This window comes from Acidimicrobiia bacterium (assembly GCA_041676705.1).
Classification (GTDB): domain Bacteria; phylum Actinomycetota; class Acidimicrobiia; order Acidimicrobiales; family SKKL01; genus Actinomarinicola.
In genome coordinates this window covers 1-21,400 of record JBAYRL010000015.1, presented here as the reverse complement: position 1 = coordinate 21,400, position 21,400 = coordinate 1, and the positions used below count along the sequence as shown (strand labels likewise).

The window sequence follows — 21,400 nt, the reverse complement described above, 5'->3', positions numbered from 1 at the left end:
CATCAGACCCACTTCTGTAAGCTGATGCTTTTGGCAGGTTGAGTCTTGGCCCGCAAGTTTCGATTTTTGGACAGGACGTTCCCGCAGAGGAAACAACACAGACCGTTTACCGGTGTGGGCCTGTGTTTGGTTGGTTGCGGCGGGCATTAGCAGGGGTTTGAGGGTGGCTAGTGGGGTTGTTTGGGGTTTAGGTAGTGGCGGGTCCCCCGCTTGTTTTAGCGAAGATAATCGCGGTTATCATCGTTTTGGTTGGTTGGGGTTTGTGTGGTTGTTCTGTGCTGGTGGTGTGTGTGGTACGAACCTGTTTGAGCGTACCAGTCGTCTAGCTATGGGTGTTTGCTGGTACGGCTAGTTCAATGTTTGGTTCAATGTTTAGGATTTTGTGTGGGTATTTTTAGTCGTTTGTTAAACACTGGTCAGGGGAAACAGCTTAAAGAGCTTTCTCAGCTTGTGACTCTTATTAACAACGAAGAGCCAGCTTTACAACAACTTGGTGATAGTGATCTGGTTTATAAAACCACCGAGTTTAAACAGCGGTTAGCTAATGGTGAGCCGGTGGATGATTTGTTGGTGGAAGCGTTTGCGGTTACTAGAGAAGCTGCTAGGCGGGTTATTGGGCAACGTCATTATGATGTTCAACTTATGGGGGGTGCTGCGCTTCATTTTGGTTGGGTTGCTCAGATGCGTACCGGTGAAGGTAAAACCTTAGCGGCGACTTTGCCAGCCTATTTGAACGCTCTTTCAGGTGATGGGGTGCATTTAGTTACCGCGAATGAGTATTTAGCTGCCAGAGATGCTGAATGGATGGGTCAAATACATCGGTTCTTAGGGCTAACAGTAGGTCTTGTTATACCCGGTGACGATGATGTCACCCACAAAAAACGTCAGTATGAGTGTGATATTACCTATGGGACTAACAGCGAGTTCGGGTTTGACTATTTGCGTGACAACATGGCCATGTCACCCACAAGCCAAGTCCAACGCGGGCATGCCTATGTGATTGTTGATGAGGTTGACTCGATCCTGATTGACGAAGCTCGCACCCCTCTTATCATTTCGGGGCATTTGAGTGACACTGCTGAGACGTACCAGCGGTTCGCTTCTTTAGTGAAACAACTTTCGATCGGGAAAGATTATGAAGTAGATGAAGAAAACCGTGTCGTAGCACCTCTTGAAACAGGGGTAGCTAAAATTGAGAAGTGGTTAGGGATAGATAACCTTTACGACGCTGTGTCAAACGATCTGGTACGTCACCTGGGGGTGGCGTTAGAAGCAAAAGAGTTGTATCACCGCGACAAGGATTACATTGTCCAAAACGGTGAGGTGTTAATCGTTGACGAGTTTACCGGGCGGGTGTTAGACGGGCGGCGCTGGTCAGAAGGGTTACATCAAGCTGTTGAAGCTAAAGAAGGTGTGACACCTAAAGCAGAAAACCAAACTTTAGCGTCGATCACGTTACAAAACTATTTTCGGTTATACACAAAAATTGCTGGGATGACTGGGACAGCTGAAACTGAAGCGTCAGAGTTTTTGAACACCTACGGGATGTCAGTGATACCAATCCCCACCCATAAACCCCAACAGCGTAAAGACCACACCGATGTGGTCTATAAATCTATAGACGCTAAACACGCAGCACTAATCGAAGACGTTGCGCAACGGCACCGTGTAGGACAACCCGTTCTGGTAGGGACAGCTTCAGTGGCGACCTCTGAACAAGTTTCAAAGCTGCTACAAAAAGCTGGTATTAAACATGAAGTGTTGAACGCTAAAGCACACACCAGAGAAGCCGAAATCATTTCACAAGCCGGTCGATTGTATGCTGTTACGGTCGCTACTAACATGGCGGGCCGTGGTGTAGATATTTTGTTAGGAGGTAACGCTACCGGGTTAGCGTTACAAGATGTTAAAGCACAAGGGTTAAACCCAGAAACTGTTGAAGGGCAAACCCGTTTCGCGGAACTGCTACCCAAATATGAGACCCAAACCAGTGAGGAACGCGAAAAAGTTTTAGAACTAGGTGGTCTTTATGTGTGTGGCACTGAACGGCACGAAAGCCGTCGTATAGATAACCAGTTACGTGGCCGGGCCGGACGTCAAGGTGACCCTGGAGAAAGCCGGTTTTATCTATCGTTAGAAGACGATCTGATGAGACTGTTCGCGACCGGGGCTATAAGTTGGGCGTTGGAACGTACCCTAGCTGATGACCAACCCATCGAAGCTAAAATGGTCACCAAATCTATTGAACGAGCGCAAACCACTGTTGAGCAACGTAACAGCGAACAACGCAAAAACGTTTTACAATACGACGAAGTGTTAGACGAGCAACGAAAAGCTGTCTACGAGCAACGAAACAGCATTTTAGAAGGCGACAACCTGAAACAATACACCACGGACCGTCTTATTGAAATAGTTGATGACCTGATCGAAACATATACAGGCACAAACCAAGACGGGGTGTGGGATACTGAAGGGCTACGGACCGAGCTGTTCACGTTTTGGCCGACCCAACTATCTAACGAAACATTAGCGACGGTGAACGATTTGGGGCAGCTACAAACCTTGTTGGTAGATGAAGCCCTAGAGATCTATGACCAACAAGAAACAGTGATTGGTGTAGATCTGTTACGTAACGCTGAACGCCAAATTTTGTTGCAAGTAGCGGATCAGCGTTGGCGTAACCATTTAGCAGAAATGGACTATCTACAAGAAGGTATCCAGTGGCGTGCCGTAGCCCAAAACGATCCGTTGATGGAATGGCGTCGAGAAGGTTACAACCTGTTTGTTTCGATGACTAACAGCATCAAACACGACTATGTTAAACAACTAATGCGTGCCAAAGTTGTCCGTCCCGAGCTAACACCACAAAAACTGTTGTTAGCTAACAACAAAAACAAGACCCAACAACACTCCCCCGCTGCAATGTCTTCCTCAGACGAGAAAACCGTCGCAGACAGATTCAAACACGTTTCTCGTAACGCTCTGTGCCCTTGTGGATCCAACAAAAAGTTTAAACTGTGTCACGGACGATAACCACAACCACGAAAACCAGGGACAAGTCAAAACCTTAACAAATTATTAACAGTTTGACACACCCTGTGTGATTGTTTTTGATTTGGGAATACCTCTCCCACATAACCCTGAGCGTTTTTGTTGTTCAATGGGGGTTGTGACAGCCACAAAAGTTTAGCACACAACAGTTTAGGTGCCTTGTTTTTGGGGTGTAGGCGGGGACAGTGGATCGGAATTGTTGCTTGTTTGTTCCTAAGGCGGGATATCTGATGACTGACCCAACCCAGCCGGTAGTTAAACAATCCGAGATAACTACCACCAAACCACGTGTCTGGCGGGGTTTCACTATTGTTGATGTTATCCTCACTGTGGCGTTAATTGCTGTGATCTCCGTTGTTGCCATAGTTAGTTACCGTGAAGTAATGGAACGTTCAAAAGACCGGATCGCTGAACAAACAGTACGAACCGTGCTACGCGAAGCACAAACGTTAGCAGCGTTCAAACACGAAACTTTAGCGTTCCACCATTTTGAAGAAGCTTTTGAAGATCTTGTCACATCACAAGCCGCTACATCGGTCTTAGGTGTCCAGGCTTCTACTAGTTCCGGGTGGGGTGTTGTTGACGCTTCCCCACCAGTACTAGAAAACGTGTTCGCCCAGGTTGTGGAGGGACGTTCTTATGGTGTTGTAAGTATCGAAGGTGAAACCGCCCAGGTAGCTTTAGAAATGTTAGGTCGTTGTGCGCTAGCCCAAGGCACAAGCATGAACCTGGAAGGTTCCTGGGTTTATCGTAACCCAGGCCAAGAATGTGGCAGTGTAGCGTTCGCGGTAGGCATACCAGAAGATGGTGGTTCCGGTGGGCTAGGTAACCCTTCTCAATGGCTACCTGTCCTAAACGGTACCGCTTCACCCTCAGCAGCGGAACTAAACTGGAGCGCTTCTAGCGCACCCAACATAACCCAATACCAAATCTTACGAGACAACAACGTAGTAGCCACCGTGTCTGCGAATGTTACGTCGTGGGTTGATAACAGTGTTGTTGGTGCCGAAACATATTTGTACCAAGTTGTGGGGGTCACCGGCACTAGCGGTCAGTTGGGGTCTAACAGTTTAGAACTATCAATCCCAGTACCACCCGTGCTAACCGGTTCCGCTGGTGCGACGGTGGCTTTGGACTGGTCCGCAGCGGTGATGTTCCCAGGACCAGTAACCCAATACCAAATTCTCCGTGACAACAGTGTGGTGGCCACCGTCCCGGCTAACACCTTGTCGTGGGTGGATAACACGATTTCAGGTGGGGTGACTTACACCTACCAAATACAGGTAGTGTCAAACAACAGCCCAACCTTGGCTTCTAACCAAATATCTTTAACAGACCCTGCGCCAAGTGTTCCTGTCCTAAGCGTAACTAACCAGACTTCCCCGTTAGGTGCTGCGTTGTCTTGGACTGCCTCTGTTGATGCTGGTGGTAACCTCTCAGGATACAGAATCTACCGTGACAACGTGGCGATCGCCACAGTATCTTCTAGCACTGTGTCATGGTTCGATAGTAACGTAACCCCCAATGTAACCTACCAGTATCATGTAGATGCTTATGATAGTCATAACCAGACTGGGCAGTCACAAACCAGATCGGTGACAGTCACTCCCCCGCCGGTCGGGTCGTTCAGCGCTTCTGCTACAATCATTTCGTCTAGCTATCCGAGAGTGACCTGGACCGCAGCGCCTAACGCTACGTCCTACACGGTGACACGTTCAACAGGTCATGTTATCGCATCGGGTACTACTGCTTTACAGATAAACGACACTAGTGCTTCTGCAGGGACCAACGTATATTATCTTGTCACAGCCTATGGTCCATACGGCACCAGTTATGGCCCCGTCATGACTAACACCGTGTATGTTCCGGTGCCGCTACCCCCAGCCCCATCTATACCGGGGTCGGCTAACATTTCGATATTTATCGCTGCGCCTACCGATGGTGTGTCAAACAATGTGCGCGCTAACCTGTCATGGGGTTACAGCCCAAGCGCTACAAGCTACACCTATTATCTGTTTCGAAACGGTTCGCTTTACACCTATGGTTCGACAGTTGGTACCTCTGCTACCGTGACCGGGTTAACCCATGGGGCCAGCTATTCCATGCAGGTTTATGCTAGCAACAGTGGCGGAAGCTCGGGTGTACGCAGCTCAGGAACAGTGTATTCCCGTTACATTTCATGGCCGGTACGATATTCAGGTACCGCCCCGCTACGCTGGATTGACACAGGTTCCGGTAACGCTGCCTACTATGGCCCATCATCCCAACCAGGTATCAATGATTACGCACCTCCTTCTCCGCCGCCTTCCTGTCCTCGAATAGGTACACTCCAGTTTTGGAATCAGTCAGGAACCGAAGGCCGTCAACATGTTTGGTATGGCCCCTCTAACTGGAGATTTGGTTTCTGTTCCGGTACTGAGTCCAGGTTCCAGGCAGATGTTGGTAGCCAACCAGCGTTCAACTCTTCAACCAACAGGGTCAACACCTACAACTACTCAGGGTAACATCACCTACCACCTCACCGCTGCCTCTCTACAAGACTCTAGAGGGGCTGTGGTTAGGGGTGGTTGTTAGGTTGGTGTGTAGTATGTTATACCCACAAATGGGGTAGGTTGTCGGCTACCCACACTAAAGCATCTTTAGCGTCGTTGATACGGGTTTTGTCTTGTTTTAGTTGTTCTTGTGTTGCAGCGTTTATTTGTTCAGCGGTGCTGGAACGGTGTTTCAGCAGGGAAGTTAAAACAGTTTCTGCTTCTTCGAGTTCTGGGTTGTTGTTGTAACGGCCAAGTTTGTGTGCCGCTGTACGGATGGCTTGTTCCCATTCTTCGAAGGTGGGGTACTCGTTAGTGGCAGGCCAACCTGATAACTCATCAGCGAAAGTGTTTAACATTTCATGTAGTGTGGCTGTGAGATAAATGTCAAAGTTGTGAACATCTTCATATGACCAGCCCTGCCGGAAACGTTCAACAACACGAAACAGTTTTGACACCCCAGCTATTGTTGTCCATTCTTGGACACGGTAGCTGGCTTTAACACCCCATGTTTTTGGGTGTAGTTCGTGTGCTATGCGTTGTTGTTCGTCAAGGTCGGGCCAACCAAGTTTGTCAGAAAGAAGCGTTTTGGTGCCGTCAGTGTTCTGTCTCAAGTTTTCAATTTCAGCCCACCGTTTGTTTTTAGAAGCGACACTTCGGCGGGTGTCGTAATCGTTGTTTATGACACGTGTAGCAAGTTGGTGTGGCATGAACGGTAACGCATCTACACGTTCAGCGAAGTTGTAAAGCAAAGTTTTGAAATCCATAGAGAACTCTCCTGTGTTGCGAACCTTTTTGTTAAAGGTTTGTTGCTACACAAATGTCGCAGTACTGTGTGTCGGCACAGCCACACAGATCTTCTTCTGGCTCAGGGAACATCCAGTCTAATATGGCTGTGTCGGTATCACACAAAACATTTAACGGCACCCCGCTGGCTAAAGCATACACACGGTTTAAGAAAAAAACGGAACGGTCACCTTCGATAGGTGCTTCTAACCATTCTACAATATCTCCGTTTATAAGCGCTGGGGGTGTTTCAAGATAGGCAACCATACTAACAGCGTTCAATAATCCTACCGCTTCGGCAGCGTTGTTAAACCCTGTGGTTTTCCAGCGGTGTAGTGTTGCAATGCTGGTACCGGCTAGCTCCGCTACGGATGCTTTTGAGAATCCACGTAGCAACAAAGCATCTAAGAGCTGGGTGGCGTCACATTGGGTAACCATACCTTTATGGTGCTGGCATTGGGTGCCCTTACACACAATGTGTGGTGTGGCGATCCTAGAGGTAATAGAAGTGGGTGTTGGGTGCTCGACGGGAAGGTTGTTGGACAGTTTCCCATCATGTTGCTAAAGCGGATCTCACTAAAAACGTTGATTGGTATCACGTTAGGAGTTGGTGTGGCGTTGGTAGCTGCTTTGGTAGGGGTTTGGGCTACTAGTGAAACTCCGCGCACACCGTTAGAAACAGAGATCGCTGAACTTGTTGAACAGCTAGGCCCGCTCGGTTACCCCGACATGTTTGACTATCATCCCTTGGAGGGGGTTACCAACCCGATCAGAGAGAACGCTGTGTTAGACCTGAACTGGTCTAGCGCTCTTTGTGCGATGTTGCCACAAACCGTGCTGGTAAACATGGTAGATGCCCCTTACGACGTGTTTTGGTTAGATGATCATCCTGAAGCGAGTTGTATGGTTGAGTCGCAACACCGTCAAACACGGGTCTGGTTCCAAGTAGGGTTGCTTGATGAAACTTCCCAAATCCCTTCCCCTTGGGATGGTGTTGTTTGGCAAGAACATGTTTTTGAACAAAACAGTGAAACTGTCACGGTTTACACTTCGGTTTTTAACGAAGGTCGAAACCTTGTCGCCCAAACGTTATACAACCCAACGTTTTTGTTGTCAGGGGACGCTGTCGATGAACTTGGGCGTCTAGAAGGACGCCAACGTCTCATAGCGGCTGTTATGGCTAACACTGTGTTTGGGTGGGATAGCAGCCGGGTAGAACAAGAAGCGTTGACCCGTTACAACAACTTTTTAGAAACACATCCCAACTAAAAAACCCTTAGGTGTTGTTATCTGATGTGTTGCTAGTTACGTGACGTTTTAGAAACGTGTTGGACGTTTGGTTTTATGAGCCAACGGACCAACAGTTTCAACGGAGGTATCCAACAAGGTACCACCGCGATATCTGCGGCGTCTTTAGCGTTGGAAGATAACCTGCGCGCAGCGACACAACAAGTTACCCAAACATCCGATTATGGGTGGCGTAGAGGGTTTTCTGCTGCTGAGCTTGCAACCCATTTTGGTGTAGATCCGCAACACATGGTTGGGGTTTACCCAGATGGTGGTATCTGGTTCTTAAAAGACGACCCGACCCGCATTTTGGTAGCAGCCGAAGCAAAAAAACAAGGCGCTACCGGTAACGCTATTGAACGTTGGTACAAAAACGAAGCTGTTCTAACAGCGTTGGGTACCACAATTTATGTGACGTTTTGTAGCGGTGAAGGGTTTTTTGACCAAAACCCGGCGCAACGTTCCCTTGAAGCATCAGCAACAATACTGAACCGTCCTCGGCAACAAAAAGCTGGGCCCCAGTTTTGGAACCACCCTTTTGGTAGCCACTGGTTTTACCGGTACCCAGCATTTGCGAACACGTTCGAAATCAAAAACGTGTTGCTCGAAGCGTTACATGTCGCTCGGGCGTCACTATGAAAGCGTCCTTAGTGGTCCCTGCGGGGGGGCTTCGACCGTTTTACATGTGGGCCGGTGGCAAAACCAGGCTTTTGAAACATTATGGTCAGGTCTGGCCCGACATGTCACAACCACATCATTATGTAGAACCGTTTTTTGGTGGGGGTGCTGTTTTCGGGGCGTTAAAAACACAACAACCCAAGCTGGCGGCCACTATTGGTGACATTAACACTGAACTCACTGGGGTGTTACAAGCAGTTAAAACCGCACCAGAACAGTTCCTAAACCAGGTTATGTCCCTTGGGAGGGAACTTCTAAACATACCTGACAAACCGGGACGTAAAGACTGGTATTACCAGCTTCGCCAAACCTACTGGTCCGACCCGACCCCAGCTACCTTGTATGTGTTGATGCGCACCGGTTTTAACGGTATCTGGCAAACCTGTAAAGCTTCCCAAGGGCTTTTCGGAACCCCAGCAGGGCTGTTAAACCAGCAAAACATTGAACAGATCGTAGATGTGCAGCTGATTTCGGATTGGTCGGCAGCGTTACAAAACACGGTGATACATGACGGTAGTTACGAAACAGTTCCCCTACCCGACTCCCCGGCACTAATTTTTTTAGACCCACCGTATAGGCATAGTTTCACCAACTATTCAACCGGGTTTAACGATGATCATCAGGAACGTCTCACCGACTGGTTCGTTGAACAAACCCTCGCTGGTCACAAAGTGTTGTTAGCAAACAGGCATCAACCTGGCGACCCGTTTTTTGAAAAACGGTTAGGGCATGTGGCCGACATCCACCTTTTTGAGGTGACTTACACCGCGGGGCGACGTAAACGTGTTGGGAACAGTTTCGAAGCAAAACCAGCGGTAGAACTTTTAGCAATCTCAAAACCGTTATGACCCCAACACCAAAACACACCCAAACCCGTTAAACCAGTCTCCCACCATACCCGCCTGTAAAAGATGCAGGCAGGTTCCAATAGCGAGAGAGCCTTGATAGTTGTTGTGGTGTGGTGAGGGTTTAGGTGGTCGTATACTAGTGTTACGGTTATGGCTGAAACACACAGCGGTAACTTGACCGTAATCATTCTCTCCGCTTCTGAAACTTTGGCGTTAGCTAGGGCTTTAGGTGGGGACGAAACGGTCACAGATCAACAAACACTACAAAGTTTGCGGGACAGTCTCGGGGTAGAAACCCCTACCAACCCGTTACAAGCCACCTAAACTTTTACCTGAACAGCCAGCGATGTTGGAGCGGCATTGATCAGGTGGTGTTCAAAGTTTAACGTAGGTTTGGGAAACTGATCGGTTCCGGTTCATCAGGAGTGCTATAGGCTGGTTTCACAAGCGCCCAAACCAGCGGTTCTACAGGTTTGTTATCTATTTTAGCGAACAGTAAATGTGGGTAGCGTGTTTGTTTAACATGGGACGCTAACGTTTTACGATCCGTTGTGTCGGTCGGGAGTTGTTGGTAGTTGTGTTCAGTTTCGGCAATGATCATGTTGAAATGGTGTTCAATTTCGGCAACAACATGTTTAACCCACTCATAGGTTTCATCTGGTAGATAATCCAACAACAAATCGAGTGGTTGTTGGTCAGCTAAATGTTTCCAAATAGTTAAAGTGTTGGTTTGTGTGACATAGCTGTGAATATCAACATATTCACGATATTTGTATTTGACTCGCACACCCGAGTTTTTGTAGCGAACCACATAACCTTCACGGTTGTTCCACGGCTGTGTGATCAGAACGTCAAGAGGGTTGGTTTGCGCGGTGAAAGTACCGTAACGTTTCACCACAGGCCCGTCCCAGTTTTTAGGTAGCGGAACATCTTTACCGGTAGCGTTGTTGATAGCAGCGAGCAGCACCAGCCCTTCAAAGTCACCATAATCAACGATGACCCGGTTCCAAGGGGTAACTATTTCGAACAGTAAAGTCACCCCATCAGGCACTTCGAAATGTGGGTAGTGGTGGTTCCACCATAGGGTAGCCCACTCGGCTTGTGGGGAATGGAACGAGCCTTTAGTTGCTATACCAGAATGGTTGGGTGTTTTATATAGAATACCTAAAGACCCGTCGATTTTGTCGAACAGTTCAAACGGTTCATCTGGTGGGTGGACAGTGGCTTTTGGGGTGCTACCAGCCTCAAAAAACTTTGGGAATGGTCGTGCGATGACAAGCCCGTCACGGTCAACAATTAAACCCCGTGTTTGGGTGGTTACCTCATCCCACAAAAACTGGTATTGGGTTTTAGAGGTGTAGGTGTAAAGTTCAAGTTCGGTGCTGTTGTGGTACCGTCGTGTTACAAGCCCGTCACGAACAGCTTTTTCAAGCTGGTCTAAAGAAAACAAGCTGTGCAGATATGTGGCCATAACACTGATCGTGTCCAAAGCAGACAACATCTCCACTACCACAAGACCGCCTAAGCAGGGTTAGGTGTTGGGTTGTGCGTGGTGTGGTAACGCTGTGGTGACCCATAAACCGAGGGGGTGTGTTTGGGGTGGGTTAGATGCCAACACGGCGAAGGGTCACACAATAGGTTTTCTATGGACAGCAACATTATAAATTTTGACCGAAGTGGCGATAACCTCACCGATTTTTTACAATCGTTTAACACACACCTCACCGATTTTTTACAATCGTTTAACACACCAGTACTAGTCGATTTTTGGGCGGAATGGTGTGGCCCTTGTAAAGTTATGTTGCCAGTGTTAGAAGAAGTAGCCGCTGAAACGCAAGGCAAACTTACCGTTGTGAAACTAAACGTGGACAGTTTCCCAACAATAGCAGCCAACTATGGGGTGATGAGTATCCCAACCATGCTTCTCTTTGTTGATGCCGATCCGGTAGCAAGTATTGTGGGGGCGGTGTCAAAAGACATGTTGTTACAACAGTTTCGTTCCTACATACGATAAACAACACTAGGAAAACACCAACCGTTACCTAAACCAACATGTCCCCACGCTAATCTCAGCGTTGGGTGGGTAACAGCTAGTTTTGAACGGTTTGCGTGCGGTAACGTTGCGGATAGTCCCCTAAGGTTGTTTTAAAATCGTTGAGCAGCGCTGTATGATCGGAACGAGTCGTACCTTGTGGGTTTAACACACTAGCAAGTGTGTCATGAACACTTCTGGGAACCGGAAACAACGCTAGGTCTGGGGATGACAGCAATCTAAAACCCATCATAGCCATATAGTGTTATTTTCTAGGCTTCTGGCACTATATACCCAACGGTATGGTTATACACCCTGGTTATCTACCTGAGAGCAGCAAAATACAGGGAGTGTTTAAAGAACCTGGTCTGTTCTGGTTTTGGGGTTGTTTTGTTTCCAAAGCGGTGGGGACGTTGTGGAGTGTGTGGCTATGAAAGTTATGTTTGTTGGTGATATACATGGTAATACGCTGTGGTGGGAAAAAACTGTTGCTAAAACGGTTGTGGAACACCAAGTAGATTTAGTGATCCAGCTCGGCGATTTTGGTTGGTGGGAAAAACGGTATCCCAACAAGTTGTCACCGTTTTTGACAGCTGTTGAGAACACTGCTGTACCGGTGTGGTTTTTGGACGGTAACCACGAAAACCATCCGAAACTAAACCGGGCTGTTAACCGGGCCCGCCGGCAACACAACATCACAGATCTGCGGGCAAAAGTACCTTTAACAGACAACGTATCGTTTTTGCCGAGAGGTGCCCGGTTTTCTATCGGGGAAACCACGTTTTTAGCGGTCGGTGGCGCGGCGTCAATCGACCGTGCTTATCGTACCCCTGGGAAAGACTGGTTCCCTGAAGAAACATTAAACGACGTGGAGATACAACTAGCAGCAAGTTCCGGTCCGGTAGATGTGGTGTTAGCTCACGACACTATCGCAGGTTATGTTATCCCTGGTTTAGCACCCCGTTCCCAGTTGCCTAGAGCGTGGCTAAACGAACTAGAAACTTGTGAAGCTCACCGCCAAAAACTCTTAGAAGCTGTTACACCAACGACACCAAAGTTTTTGTTGCACGGGCACTATCATTCGTTCTACCAAAAACCGGTTGACACCAGCTGGGGGGAGCTACAAATCATTGGTGTATCTACCGACGGTACCCGAGGGTCGCTTCTAGTAGCCGATCTTAACGCTTCAAGTTTCGACCCTCAAGTAGTGATCTGATACAGAGTGTCTAGGTGTTTTGGTAGGTCGGTCCGGTGGTTAGCAACGAAAAAAGGGTGCGGTGTAACCCACAAAACGTGCCAAGAGGTGATGAACTAGTCGAAGTGTTACATTTAGCAGAAATGTTTCCAGGGTGTCACCCACCGTTAAACATTGTGTTTCGTAGTATCGTTACGGACCGTGACCCCCAAAGCTCCTCTGGTGATACCACCACCTAGCCCCATCCGTGTGGTGCTGTGACAACCCAACAACCCAACTAGACCGGTGCTTTTCCCCCTGGTTGGGTTGTTCAACATAAAGGCGGGTTCAACCGGTGGGTGTTTAACGCTATGGTTGTTGAGACGTTCCTGATAAGGATATGGCTGGTTTTAAGCTAGGATGCCGTAACTGTGACTCGTACCATTAACTCAAAGGATGATAATCAAATGGCTACAGTCACAGTACCACCCGAGTTTTTTCGGGGGGAACTTAAAGTGTATTCTGATTGGCAAGCAGCTTTAGCTAGGGAACTGTTCCAAAACTCTGTCGATGCGGGCGCAACCCAGATAGATGTGAGTTTTGTTCAACAGTCGGACTCTGAAACAACTTTAGTGTTTCAAGACAACGGGACCGGTATGGACCGTGACACGTTAGAGCACGTGTTTTTTGCGTTAGGTCGTACCACCAAAGCCGGGTTGGACACGGTGGGCGGGTTTGGTCGGGCCCGGATCATTACTTGTTTCGCGCAACGATCGTATCGTATCTACACCAGTGACGTTAAAGTTTCCGGTGAAGGTGGTAGCTACACTATTGATGAGGCGTCACCTGTTCCGGGTTGCCGGTTCGAGATCGACCTGATCGAAAACGAAGGTACCAACGTGTATCACGGGTTGCGACGGTTTTTGGCGTTGTCGTCCATACCAGCAACAGTTAGCGTGGATGGTGTGGTGGTAACAGAACCGGTTGTGTTAGGGCGTGCTAAACGTGTGCTTCGTGACACGTCAAACAAACCATGGGCAAAGATATACACCGAAACGGGTGGCGGGTGTGTTGTTAGGGTTAACGGTTTGTTCATGTATCGGAACTGGTTGTCCTATGACCAAAGGGTTGTTGTTGAACTAGACCCGAGCCAGTCAAGAACAGTGTTGAACGCTGCCCGTGGTGGGCTTGTCGAACCTTACGATTCGCAACTGTCCCACTTTTTACAACAGCTGGTCGTAAACCAAAGAGAAGCGTTTAAACCTGACGTGAAACCGGTAGCGGTGCTCATCCCAGGAAACGGGTTCATCAACCAAACCTACCAAAACATCACACCTGGGGTGTTGGTAGCGGCATCCCCGCCGCAGGGTTTCATAGACGAACCTGTAACAGCCGCTGATACTTTAACCCAAAACATGTCGTCCCCTACCCAAACACAAGACCATCGAGTGTTGGGGTGGACAGTCCTCCCAGAAACACCAATGTCGTCCGGGTTTGGTTTCGATGTGTTTATGTTAGCTGAAAACCCGACCAGTTCCACGAAACGTCAGCTTCGTAGCTGGAACCCAACAAACTGGGATTCTAGTCGTGGGCAACGACGTCGAAAGTTGTTACTGACCTGGAAAACAGCGGTTGAAATAGCTTTCGAAACTCTAGCCGATCTACACGGCAAACATTTGCCGGTGTCTTGGGCTCCAGGATGGGTGTTCGACGAAAACGTGGCGGCGTTGCATTGTTCTGTTGAACAAGGATCGTTACTACTGTTAAACCCGATCAACCAAAACGGGCGGATCCGTTACAACCTGTCACTACCAGAAGCCCGTCAAGAGCTACTTGTGTTAGCAGCCCATGAGGCTTGCCACACGATAGTAGCAGAACACAACGAACGTTTCGCTAACTTGTTAACCCAACTCGTTGGGGCGCTTGATATGCGTGCTGCTGACCGGCGGTTACGTTCAATAACTTAACACACAATCTAACAGTTGTGTTACTACATGTTTTTGGTTGCCCCTATCTATCATGGTGGGGGCAACTTTTTGTGTTTCGAGCTGGTTCTAGCTAGGTGGTTGTGTGGGTGTGGAACACCGTGTCGAAAAGTTTGCGGTGTCGCCGTACCCAAGCGCTTTTAGCTACTGCTTCGTCATAGGTGAAAAACTGGGCGTTGCTACACATCCCGTTTTCTTGGGTACCTAGGAATGATTCTACAATCCCAAAATAAAACAGTTGGTACGACGGGTTCGAATAACGAGAACTGTGTTTTTGGCCGGGTAAAGTCACGATACGTTCCACCGCTACTAGTTCCACAGTTTCAAAATGAAGCCCTGCTTCTTCGAACGCTTCTCGTTTCACAGCTTCCAACCCGGTCTCTCCATGGTTGATATGCCCCCCAGGGATAGTCCAACCACGTTTCTTGTGTAAAGTTAACACAACCTGGTTATCACGAAACGCTAAAACATGGGCGGCGGCGCTTTGGTGTAACGCTGGGTGTTCGTTAGTTAACAATGTGGTCCATCTAGAAACCGGTTTTGTGGTAGGTGGGAACCACAGGTCAGATACCACGTCTTGTGTACGGATCTTGTATTTAGTAGTAGTGCTACCTGGATACGAAGTGGCCATAAGTTTCACAGTCCCCAAACCGTCCGGTCACGCAACACACAACTGTTGAACCTTTTGTTGCAGGTCACAGCCGTTTCTAACTGTTGGGGGGTTGGTGAGGCTCTTAGTGGTGTTGTGTTGTGGGCCGTTTCGGAAACACTGATGTCAACAGGATGGGTTTTGGGGTGTGGTTGGGTTGTTTGCGTCTCTTGGGGTCGCTTGAACAGTGCTTCTTATCACCTTCTTTTTTGAAGGTACACAAAAAGAAACGTTAATTAAGGAGCAAAAAAGAGATGGCTACTTTCGTGTATGAGCCAAGCGAATTCACTCCAGGAATGTGGGTGTATGAACGCCCAACCTCATTCCCGGACCTACCAGCGTCACTAGACGGGGACGCTTTGTTTGGTGGGTCGGTTGAACTCCCAGGCGTTCAAATCGACTACAGCCAAACCGGAATAGTTTTGGGGGTTCGTGTCAGTGCTGTAGATTACGGTATTGACGAACTACCCCTAACGGCGCCAGGTCCAGCCTGGTTGCTGACAGCCCTGTTCGGGGACGCAGCTGAGCGGCTGGGAAACCCTGAAACCCCAGGGAACGAGCTACAGGTTGATTTGGATAACCTGTTTAGTTTCCAGGAACTGCTGTTGGATTTGGCGGACGCTCAAGCATTTTTTGGGACGTGTGCCCCGGTTGTTTCCCCTGAAACTGTTGCTATCGCAAAACAGTTAGGTTTGGTGAAACAGTCATATCAGCCTGCCCCTACCCCGCCGGTGATTATCACCCCGGAGGAGCGCGCAAACCATGCGTTTGCTTGGGCTGAAAACAACTTGAGGTTAGCTGCTCAAGATGTTTGATGGGACGCTGCTAATCTAAAAAAGTTTAGGTTGGCAGCGTTTCTTGTTGTATGAGTTCTAAATTAGGGTTTTGTAAAATTTCGTTGAGTTGTTTCACTAGAACCCCTTTGGGTATGCCAAGTGTTCTGGTGGTGCCTTCTACCATGTCACACAACACATCTTTTGGGTTCCGGTTCCCATAGACCACAGTGACTCGCCATTGGTTGTTATGGTGGGCGATGCTGCGGCGATGGTTGGCGTTGACCCGACCTCGGAAACGTAGAGGTGAGGGGCTTTGTAACTGTTGAGTGATGATTTGTTGCAACGTTTCAGACAGTATCCCAAACCCGATAGCGTTTAGCGTCCCATCCGGTCTAAACATAACGTTCATATCTTTATCGTGTAGCTGTCTTGCACGTTTACCACAGCCCAGGTGACAGACACAAGCGGTTTTGTTGTCATGGTGGTTTTGGGTTAGCGGGGTTAGCACGGTAGCAGCTATGAGTTCGCTTGGGTTGTCTAAGGTGGGGCGCCACGCTCTTGTTGTGCAGGAAAGCCTGTATTTGTTGAACTCGCCGACCACGTTTGAAAACCGTTGGTTGTCGTTACCACCTTCTAGTGTGGAACAAGAAACGGTGTGGGTGTGGGCTGGGGGATGGCATTACAACCCGAGATGCCAAAAACCGGTTGGTGTGGCTAAAACGTTGAAAGCTAGCTGGTTAGACGTGGCGGAAACGTCAGACCCTGTGTGTGCTACGTGTTTGCCGGTACATCCAGGTGCGGCGTGGGTGTTGTACCGCAAAGGCCTCCAACCAGTGTTTTATGCGATCGACCGACTGTTAGAAGATGGCAGCTACCCTAGTGAGGGTGCTTATGAACATTGGGAACAAACCGTTGCCGCTGTTTTAGGGTCAGATGTGGGTTTTCGTCGGGGGCTAGAAATGTTGGTGTTGTTGGCCGGGGTGGGATCTGGTGTTAACTGGTCCCCGTGGGAACCGGCACGGGTTGAACGATCTTTAGGGGAAGCGTTAAACAAGGTGGCTACGTTGTTTTCGTATCGGCATACCCAGGATTTGGTCGAAACAGCGGCTTCGTGGATTGTGGCGTTAAGAGATCCGTATTCGGTGCCTGACGCGCCTGCTGCGCAACAGTTACGGTTAGGTTTGGTTGATGTTTTACGTTCTTCAAATTTTGTGTTCGACCCGAACACTAGGTGGCTGGTCGATCCGGGGTTGCTAGTTGAACAGGTCAGAACAACCCTGGGTGGTTCCGATCGGGTGGTAGCCAAACCGTTTCTAGCGCAAGTTGTTGGTTTGTTGAGCGCTTTGCGTGAAACAGTGTTAGCGGAACGTGACAGTTGGGAACGGACCGATCTTCGATTGTTGCCACCAACGAGGGGGTTTAGTTTGGCGTGTGTTTGGGGATACAACACTAAAGGGGTGTTTCAACAGTCACAGTCCCCACAAAAAACCTGGTTTTTGTCTGTCCCGCCGTTAATAGTAGACGCTGTTAGCTAAACCAAGCTTGTACGAAAAACGTTGCGGTAAACATGTGAAACCCTCTAACACAAATAGTTAGAGGGTTTCATGTGTCTAAACCAACAGCTTGTTAGGCTACTTGGTTGGCTGCCACCAGTACTCTATGTATCGGGGCACCAACCGTTTCAGCTAGTTTCGCTAGTTGGACACCTGGGCCGAGGCGGGACCCGTTTTCAATGTTAGCAACACTGTTGGGCGCTAACCCTACAGTTTCACCGACTTGTTTTTGGGTTAATCCTGCTACGACACGGTAGGAGCGGAGCAGCTCTCCAACATTTACGTCACGGTTAGTGGTGTGACGTTCTCCTTTTCGTACGCTAAGTTCCGAAGCGAGTTTCACAGCAAGTTTTGGTTCTGCGCCACATTCGCGTAGCCCTGCTACAAGGTCAGTTCCGAAAGTCCAATAAAACTTTTGGGTTTCGACCATAGTTGGTTGGATGGTACCTGCTAAAAGTTTTGGGAACCTGTTAGGACTTACGCGGGCTTTGCTAGCAGCTTGGCGTTGTTCAGCTACGTTCCAGCTGTCATATCCGGCTTGTTCTATGCTTTCACGTAGGATCCCTTTATACCCTGACCAAACAGCTATCGTGTTTTTGTATATCCGGTCTTGTCTGGTGTAGCCACACACCCGTAACGCTTCATCAATGTTCAGGTTGAGTTTGTGTGCCAACATACCAATCCCGCGTGGGCTGTGCGGTAAACGCCGCCCGTTGATGTAACGAGAAAACGTTTCAGGGTTGATACCAAGTCGGGTAGCGGCTTCGTTTATCGACCCGTATTCTTGGCGGTGTTCTTCTAACATCATGGTTAATGATTTATCAGGGGTGTCGCCTGTGTAGAACCGTACTTTACGGTTTTTAGGTTTCCCTGCTGAAGAAAGTAACGGGTTTGGGTCCCAGCCCAAGTTTTGGGTTAACCGTATCAAATTTGGGATACGGCCAATGTATCGTCCGTTTAACCAGTCGGTCACGGTTCGGGGTGACACCCCTGCGGCGTCCGCAACGTTTTGTTGCCCGTAGCGAGCAACTAAATCTTGGATTTGGTGTTGGAACCCTACAATGTAGGCTTCGCGTGGTTGGTTCATTTGTGTCCTTTCTGTAAAAACAAACCTTTCAAAGGTTGTTTCTCACTGTGAAAGGCGAAACAGAAACACAAAGGTGTAACCACACATTGTTATCCCACATCCCCATGTTCTGGTTAGACACATACACATAAATATGGGTTGGTAACTAGCTGGGTGTTACAACTAGCGAAGCTGGTTGTGTTTAAACCTTGGGGTAACGTTTTGGATCCCAGGGTGTGGTGTTTAAAACAACCTGACCACTCTCCTTAGTATGAAACCATATAGAAAACATCATATGTCACTGTGGCTAGTGCCGTTGTTGTTGTTACCGTTATTTTGGGTTGGGGCCACCCCGGCGTGGTCTGAACCTGGCCCCACACCTACCGAGGCGTTGGAACGAACGTGGGTTAAAACCGGTTCGGATAGTGTGGTTTTAGCTTCTGTTGACGATCTTGTCGTTCCACAAGGTTTGGACGCGTTTGGTGTTTGGGGCAACTTTAGGGCTGCTAACCCAGATTTGGGTTTCATAGCTGGTTACGACGTTGAAAAACTTCGTGGCTCCTACACGATCTATCTGATCAGTAACGCTGCGGTGGGGGTGTATGAGCCTATGGTCCGAAACGCGGCTACCCAACTTGGGAACATTATGGGCATACCAGTTACAGTGTCATCTTCTAGACCTCCTGTAGCAGTTGAAACACCAGGTTCTGTAAATGTGCTGGTCACCACCGATGGTTCTCCTTGTGGTGATTGGGATGGTGCGTTGATGGGGTGTGGTGGGCGTTACACCAGTCGGGTAGGTACCGGGCCACGAACATTAGATGTGGGTTATGTGTGGCTACCTCCACCTTCCCTGCTGCCTACTAGTTTTCGTTTAGAGACCGTGGCGCACGAGTTGGGTCACGCTTTTGGGTTAGAGCATTACAACGAACGTTACGAAAACGAATACCAAGTTATGAGGTTCGTGACAGGGGCAGGTACCGGAACATATCGCGCTGGGGACCGTAACGGGTTCCGTTTCCTAGCTGGGAAACAAACCACTCCCCCACCCACAAACATCCCGCCGGTAACCCCAGCACCTTCCAACGTCGATGTTGCTGTGCTAAAAACAGCACACCAAGACCTTCTAGGCACCCCGATCAGTCCAGCGGTGCAACAAGAGTTGTTGGACGTTATAAAAACACCAGGTAAAACCAGAAAAGACGCTGTGATAGCTTTAACCCATCACCAAGTGTGGTTAAACCACATGATCAACACCATTTATGATGAGGCTCTAGGGCGGGACGCTGACCCTAGTGGTGCTAACTATTGGGCGGGGTTGTTACGACAAGGTGTCTCCTCACCTAACATCGCAGCCAACATTTGGGGCTCAGCAGAGCGGGTTAAGGCGGCCGGGTCAGCTGAGGTTTGGGTGACTCAAATGTACCAAAACCTTTTACAACGCCAACCAGATAGCGCCGGGCTCACCTATTGGACACAACAAACATCGAATGTTGGGTTCCCTACAGTGGCCTACGCGTTCTATCAGTCTCAAGAAAAAAGGGTCGCGCGAGTCAATGAACTCTACCGAATCCTGTTAGGGCGTGACGCTGACCGTACCGGCGCTAACTATTGGGCGGAACGGATCCGTATCGAAAACGATTTAGCGCTTGTAACCCACCTCATAATGTCACCTGAATACACCCAAAAAGCGTTGAACCTTTACCCATAAACTAACCGGACACAACACCCACCATCGAAAATAAACACCCCCGGTAAAATCTGGGGGTGTTTATCTCAAACCCCCGATAATCACATTCGTAGGGATCCAAACCCGTGTGGGCCCCACACAGACCTATCATATGCGAGCTGGTTGGAACCTCCTATACAGCGGGAAGGGGCAATAACCGGTCATCTAACGATAGCTATAAAAACAAAATAGGGTGATCACAAAACAACCTCCTAGTTATTTGTGAGGGTGATAGGACAATAAACCCGCATGTCACCATCCACCCCAAAACCCGCTAACCCTTCCTTTGTTCGTAGGGGTTAACGCTTGTAGAAATAATTTTGGGGTTGGTGGTGGGTGCTCTGTTGGTGTTCGCAGCGTTTGTGTCGTTCCAAAACGTTTTCACTAAAACCCGTGAACAAGCCGAGCTCGCAGCACTGAAATCTGTGGTACGTGAAGCACAAGCTTTGCTAGCCATATCGGGGGCAGATCGTTGGGACACACAAGCAGGGCTAGACGCTGTGACCGGTGCGTTAGAAGACTGGCTACCGACCCAAGCCCTGAGCGTTGGGGTTGTCGCCGATGACAGTGACCTAGTAGTTACAGAATCCGATACTTGGCCTGACATAACCGAGCTCACCTTCACACGCTCTAACAATACCTTATTGATGGTTGTGGCGTTAGATGCTGGGGCATGCGTGGTAACAGCCCCGCCTCACAGTGGAACCGTACAGGGTGGTTGTGTCACCAACCTAGATGCCATTGGTGAAAGCTCTCCTTCTGAGGCTGTAACCAACCAACAAATACCAGGTATCAACAACACCACCGCACAACCAGGACAACCCGCCCCCACAACGACAACAGCTGAACCAGAACCTGAACTGGTGGTTTGGGCCCAAACCACCGCAGGCGCCAACCACTCGTGTGGGGTAACTACAGCTGGTGACGCCTACTGCTGGGGGTACAACGGCAGTGGTCAGCTAGGGAATGGAAACTCCACCCGACAGACCACACCGGTGAAAGTGTTAGGTAATCACAGTTACGAGTCTATCTCTGCTGGCAACAACCACACGTGTGCAGTGAGCATAGATGGTGACGCCTACTGTTGGGGTGCTGGTGCTAATGGTCGGTTAGGTAATGGGAACACTATCGACCAGAACGCACCAGTAAAAGTAGCAGGTAACCACAGTTTTGTGTCAATCGCTGCAGGCGCCAACCACTCGTGTGGGGTAACTACAGCTGGTGACGCCTACTGCTGGGGGTACAACGGTTATGG

Annotated in this window: 19 protein-coding genes; 13 read left to right on the top strand and 6 right to left on the bottom strand. The window is 49.0% G+C overall.

Annotated features, from left to right (window positions below; translation table 11 throughout):
- Positions 1-384 precede the first annotated feature (384 nt).
- Both secA and WC184_12635 read left to right on the top strand, forming a co-directional pair.
- Positions 385-3,033: a preprotein translocase subunit SecA gene (secA, locus tag WC184_12640; protein MFA7478714.1), complete on the top strand. Its 2,649-nt coding sequence runs from the start codon at positions 385-387 to the stop codon at positions 3,031-3,033.
- Between the two features lie 248 nt (positions 3,034-3,281).
- On the top strand, positions 3,282-5,555 hold the full coding sequence (locus tag WC184_12635) for a hypothetical protein (GenBank protein ID MFA7478713.1): 2,274 nt from the start codon (positions 3,282-3,284) through the stop codon (positions 5,553-5,555).
- Positions 5,556-5,641: 86 nt separating this feature from the next.
- Here WC184_12635 and WC184_12630 read toward each other — a convergent pair whose 3' ends face one another.
- The gene (locus tag WC184_12630; protein MFA7478712.1) at positions 5,642-6,349 is read right to left on the bottom strand and encodes a hypothetical protein; all 708 of its coding nucleotides are present in this window, start codon (positions 6,347-6,349) and stop codon (positions 5,642-5,644) included.
- 31 nt (positions 6,350-6,380) lie between these two features.
- Positions 6,381-6,806 (bottom strand): hypothetical protein, encoded by a 426-nt coding sequence (locus WC184_12625; GenBank protein ID MFA7478711.1) that lies wholly within the window; start codon positions 6,804-6,806, stop codon positions 6,381-6,383.
- An 81-nt stretch (positions 6,807-6,887) separates the two neighbouring features.
- Here WC184_12625 and WC184_12620 point away from each other — a divergent pair, with 81 nt between their 5' ends.
- The 4 genes from WC184_12620 (at position 6,888) to WC184_12605 (ending at position 9,505) form a co-directional block, all read left to right on the top strand.
- The gene (locus tag WC184_12620) at positions 6,888-7,637 is read left to right on the top strand and encodes a hypothetical protein (protein MFA7478710.1); all 750 of its coding nucleotides are present in this window, start codon (positions 6,888-6,890) and stop codon (positions 7,635-7,637) included.
- 75 nt (positions 7,638-7,712) lie between these two features.
- Positions 7,713-8,294, top strand: a complete 582-nt coding sequence (locus WC184_12615) for a hypothetical protein (protein MFA7478709.1) — start codon at positions 7,713-7,715, stop codon at positions 8,292-8,294.
- Positions 8,291-9,181: a Dam family site-specific DNA-(adenine-N6)-methyltransferase gene (locus WC184_12610; protein MFA7478708.1), complete on the top strand. Its 891-nt coding sequence runs from the start codon at positions 8,291-8,293 to the stop codon at positions 9,179-9,181. Before WC184_12615 ends, WC184_12610 begins: the two co-directional genes overlap by 4 nt.
- 150 nt (positions 9,182-9,331) lie before the next feature.
- Positions 9,332-9,505, top strand: coding sequence for a hypothetical protein (locus tag WC184_12605; GenBank protein MFA7478707.1), 174 nt, complete (start codon positions 9,332-9,334; stop codon positions 9,503-9,505).
- A gap of 58 nt (positions 9,506-9,563) precedes the next feature.
- On the opposite strand, the gene WC184_12600 is transcribed toward WC184_12605, so the two are convergent.
- Positions 9,564-10,682 carry an RNA ligase gene (locus tag WC184_12600; GenBank protein MFA7478706.1) on the bottom strand — a complete coding sequence of 373 codons (1,119 nt, stop codon included), beginning with the start codon at positions 10,680-10,682 and terminating at the stop codon, positions 9,564-9,566.
- Between the two features lie 144 nt (positions 10,683-10,826).
- On the opposite strand from WC184_12600, the gene trxA reads away from it, so the two are divergent.
- The 3 genes from trxA to WC184_12585 all read left to right on the top strand — a co-directional run bounded on the left by trxA (position 10,827) and on the right by WC184_12585 (position 14,354).
- A complete protein-coding gene (trxA, locus tag WC184_12595) occupies positions 10,827-11,195 on the top strand; it encodes a thioredoxin (protein MFA7478705.1) in 369 nt (122 codons plus the stop codon).
- Between the two features lie 448 nt (positions 11,196-11,643).
- Positions 11,644-12,429, top strand: coding sequence for a metallophosphoesterase (locus tag WC184_12590; GenBank protein MFA7478704.1), 786 nt, complete (start codon positions 11,644-11,646; stop codon positions 12,427-12,429).
- 425 nt (positions 12,430-12,854) lie between these two features.
- Positions 12,855-14,354, top strand: coding sequence for an ATP-binding protein (locus WC184_12585; protein MFA7478703.1), 1,500 nt, complete (start codon positions 12,855-12,857; stop codon positions 14,352-14,354).
- Positions 14,355-14,445: 91 nt separating this feature from the next.
- On the opposite strand, the gene WC184_12580 is transcribed toward WC184_12585, so the two are convergent.
- The gene (locus WC184_12580; GenBank protein MFA7478702.1) at positions 14,446-15,003 is read right to left on the bottom strand and encodes an NUDIX domain-containing protein; all 558 of its coding nucleotides are present in this window, start codon (positions 15,001-15,003) and stop codon (positions 14,446-14,448) included.
- A gap of 272 nt (positions 15,004-15,275) precedes the next feature.
- On the opposite strand from WC184_12580, the gene WC184_12575 reads away from it, so the two are divergent.
- On the top strand, positions 15,276-15,836 hold the full coding sequence (locus WC184_12575; protein MFA7478701.1) for a hypothetical protein: 561 nt from the start codon (positions 15,276-15,278) through the stop codon (positions 15,834-15,836).
- 25 nt (positions 15,837-15,861) lie between these two features.
- Here the strand turns inward: WC184_12575 and WC184_12570 are convergent, their stop codons facing one another.
- Complete coding sequence (locus WC184_12570; GenBank protein ID MFA7478700.1) at positions 15,862-16,206, bottom strand: hypothetical protein; 345 nt, start codon at positions 16,204-16,206, stop codon at positions 15,862-15,864.
- 109 nt (positions 16,207-16,315) lie between these two features.
- On the opposite strand from WC184_12570, the gene WC184_12565 reads away from it, so the two are divergent.
- Positions 16,316-17,332: a hypothetical protein gene (locus WC184_12565; GenBank protein ID MFA7478699.1), complete on the top strand. Its 1,017-nt coding sequence runs from the start codon at positions 16,316-16,318 to the stop codon at positions 17,330-17,332.
- Between the two features lie 91 nt (positions 17,333-17,423).
- On the opposite strand, the gene WC184_12560 is transcribed toward WC184_12565, so the two are convergent.
- Positions 17,424-18,437: a helix-turn-helix transcriptional regulator gene (locus WC184_12560; protein MFA7478698.1), complete on the bottom strand. Its 1,014-nt coding sequence runs from the start codon at positions 18,435-18,437 to the stop codon at positions 17,424-17,426.
- 274 nt (positions 18,438-18,711) lie between these two features.
- Between WC184_12560 and WC184_12555 the strand changes: the two genes are divergently transcribed.
- On the top strand, positions 18,712-20,127 hold the full coding sequence (locus WC184_12555) for a DUF4214 domain-containing protein (GenBank protein MFA7478697.1): 1,416 nt from the start codon (positions 18,712-18,714) through the stop codon (positions 20,125-20,127).
- A 350-nt stretch (positions 20,128-20,477) separates the two neighbouring features.
- The coding region (locus WC184_12550; GenBank protein MFA7478696.1) for a hypothetical protein at positions 20,478-21,400 on the top strand (923 nt) is incomplete at its 3' end.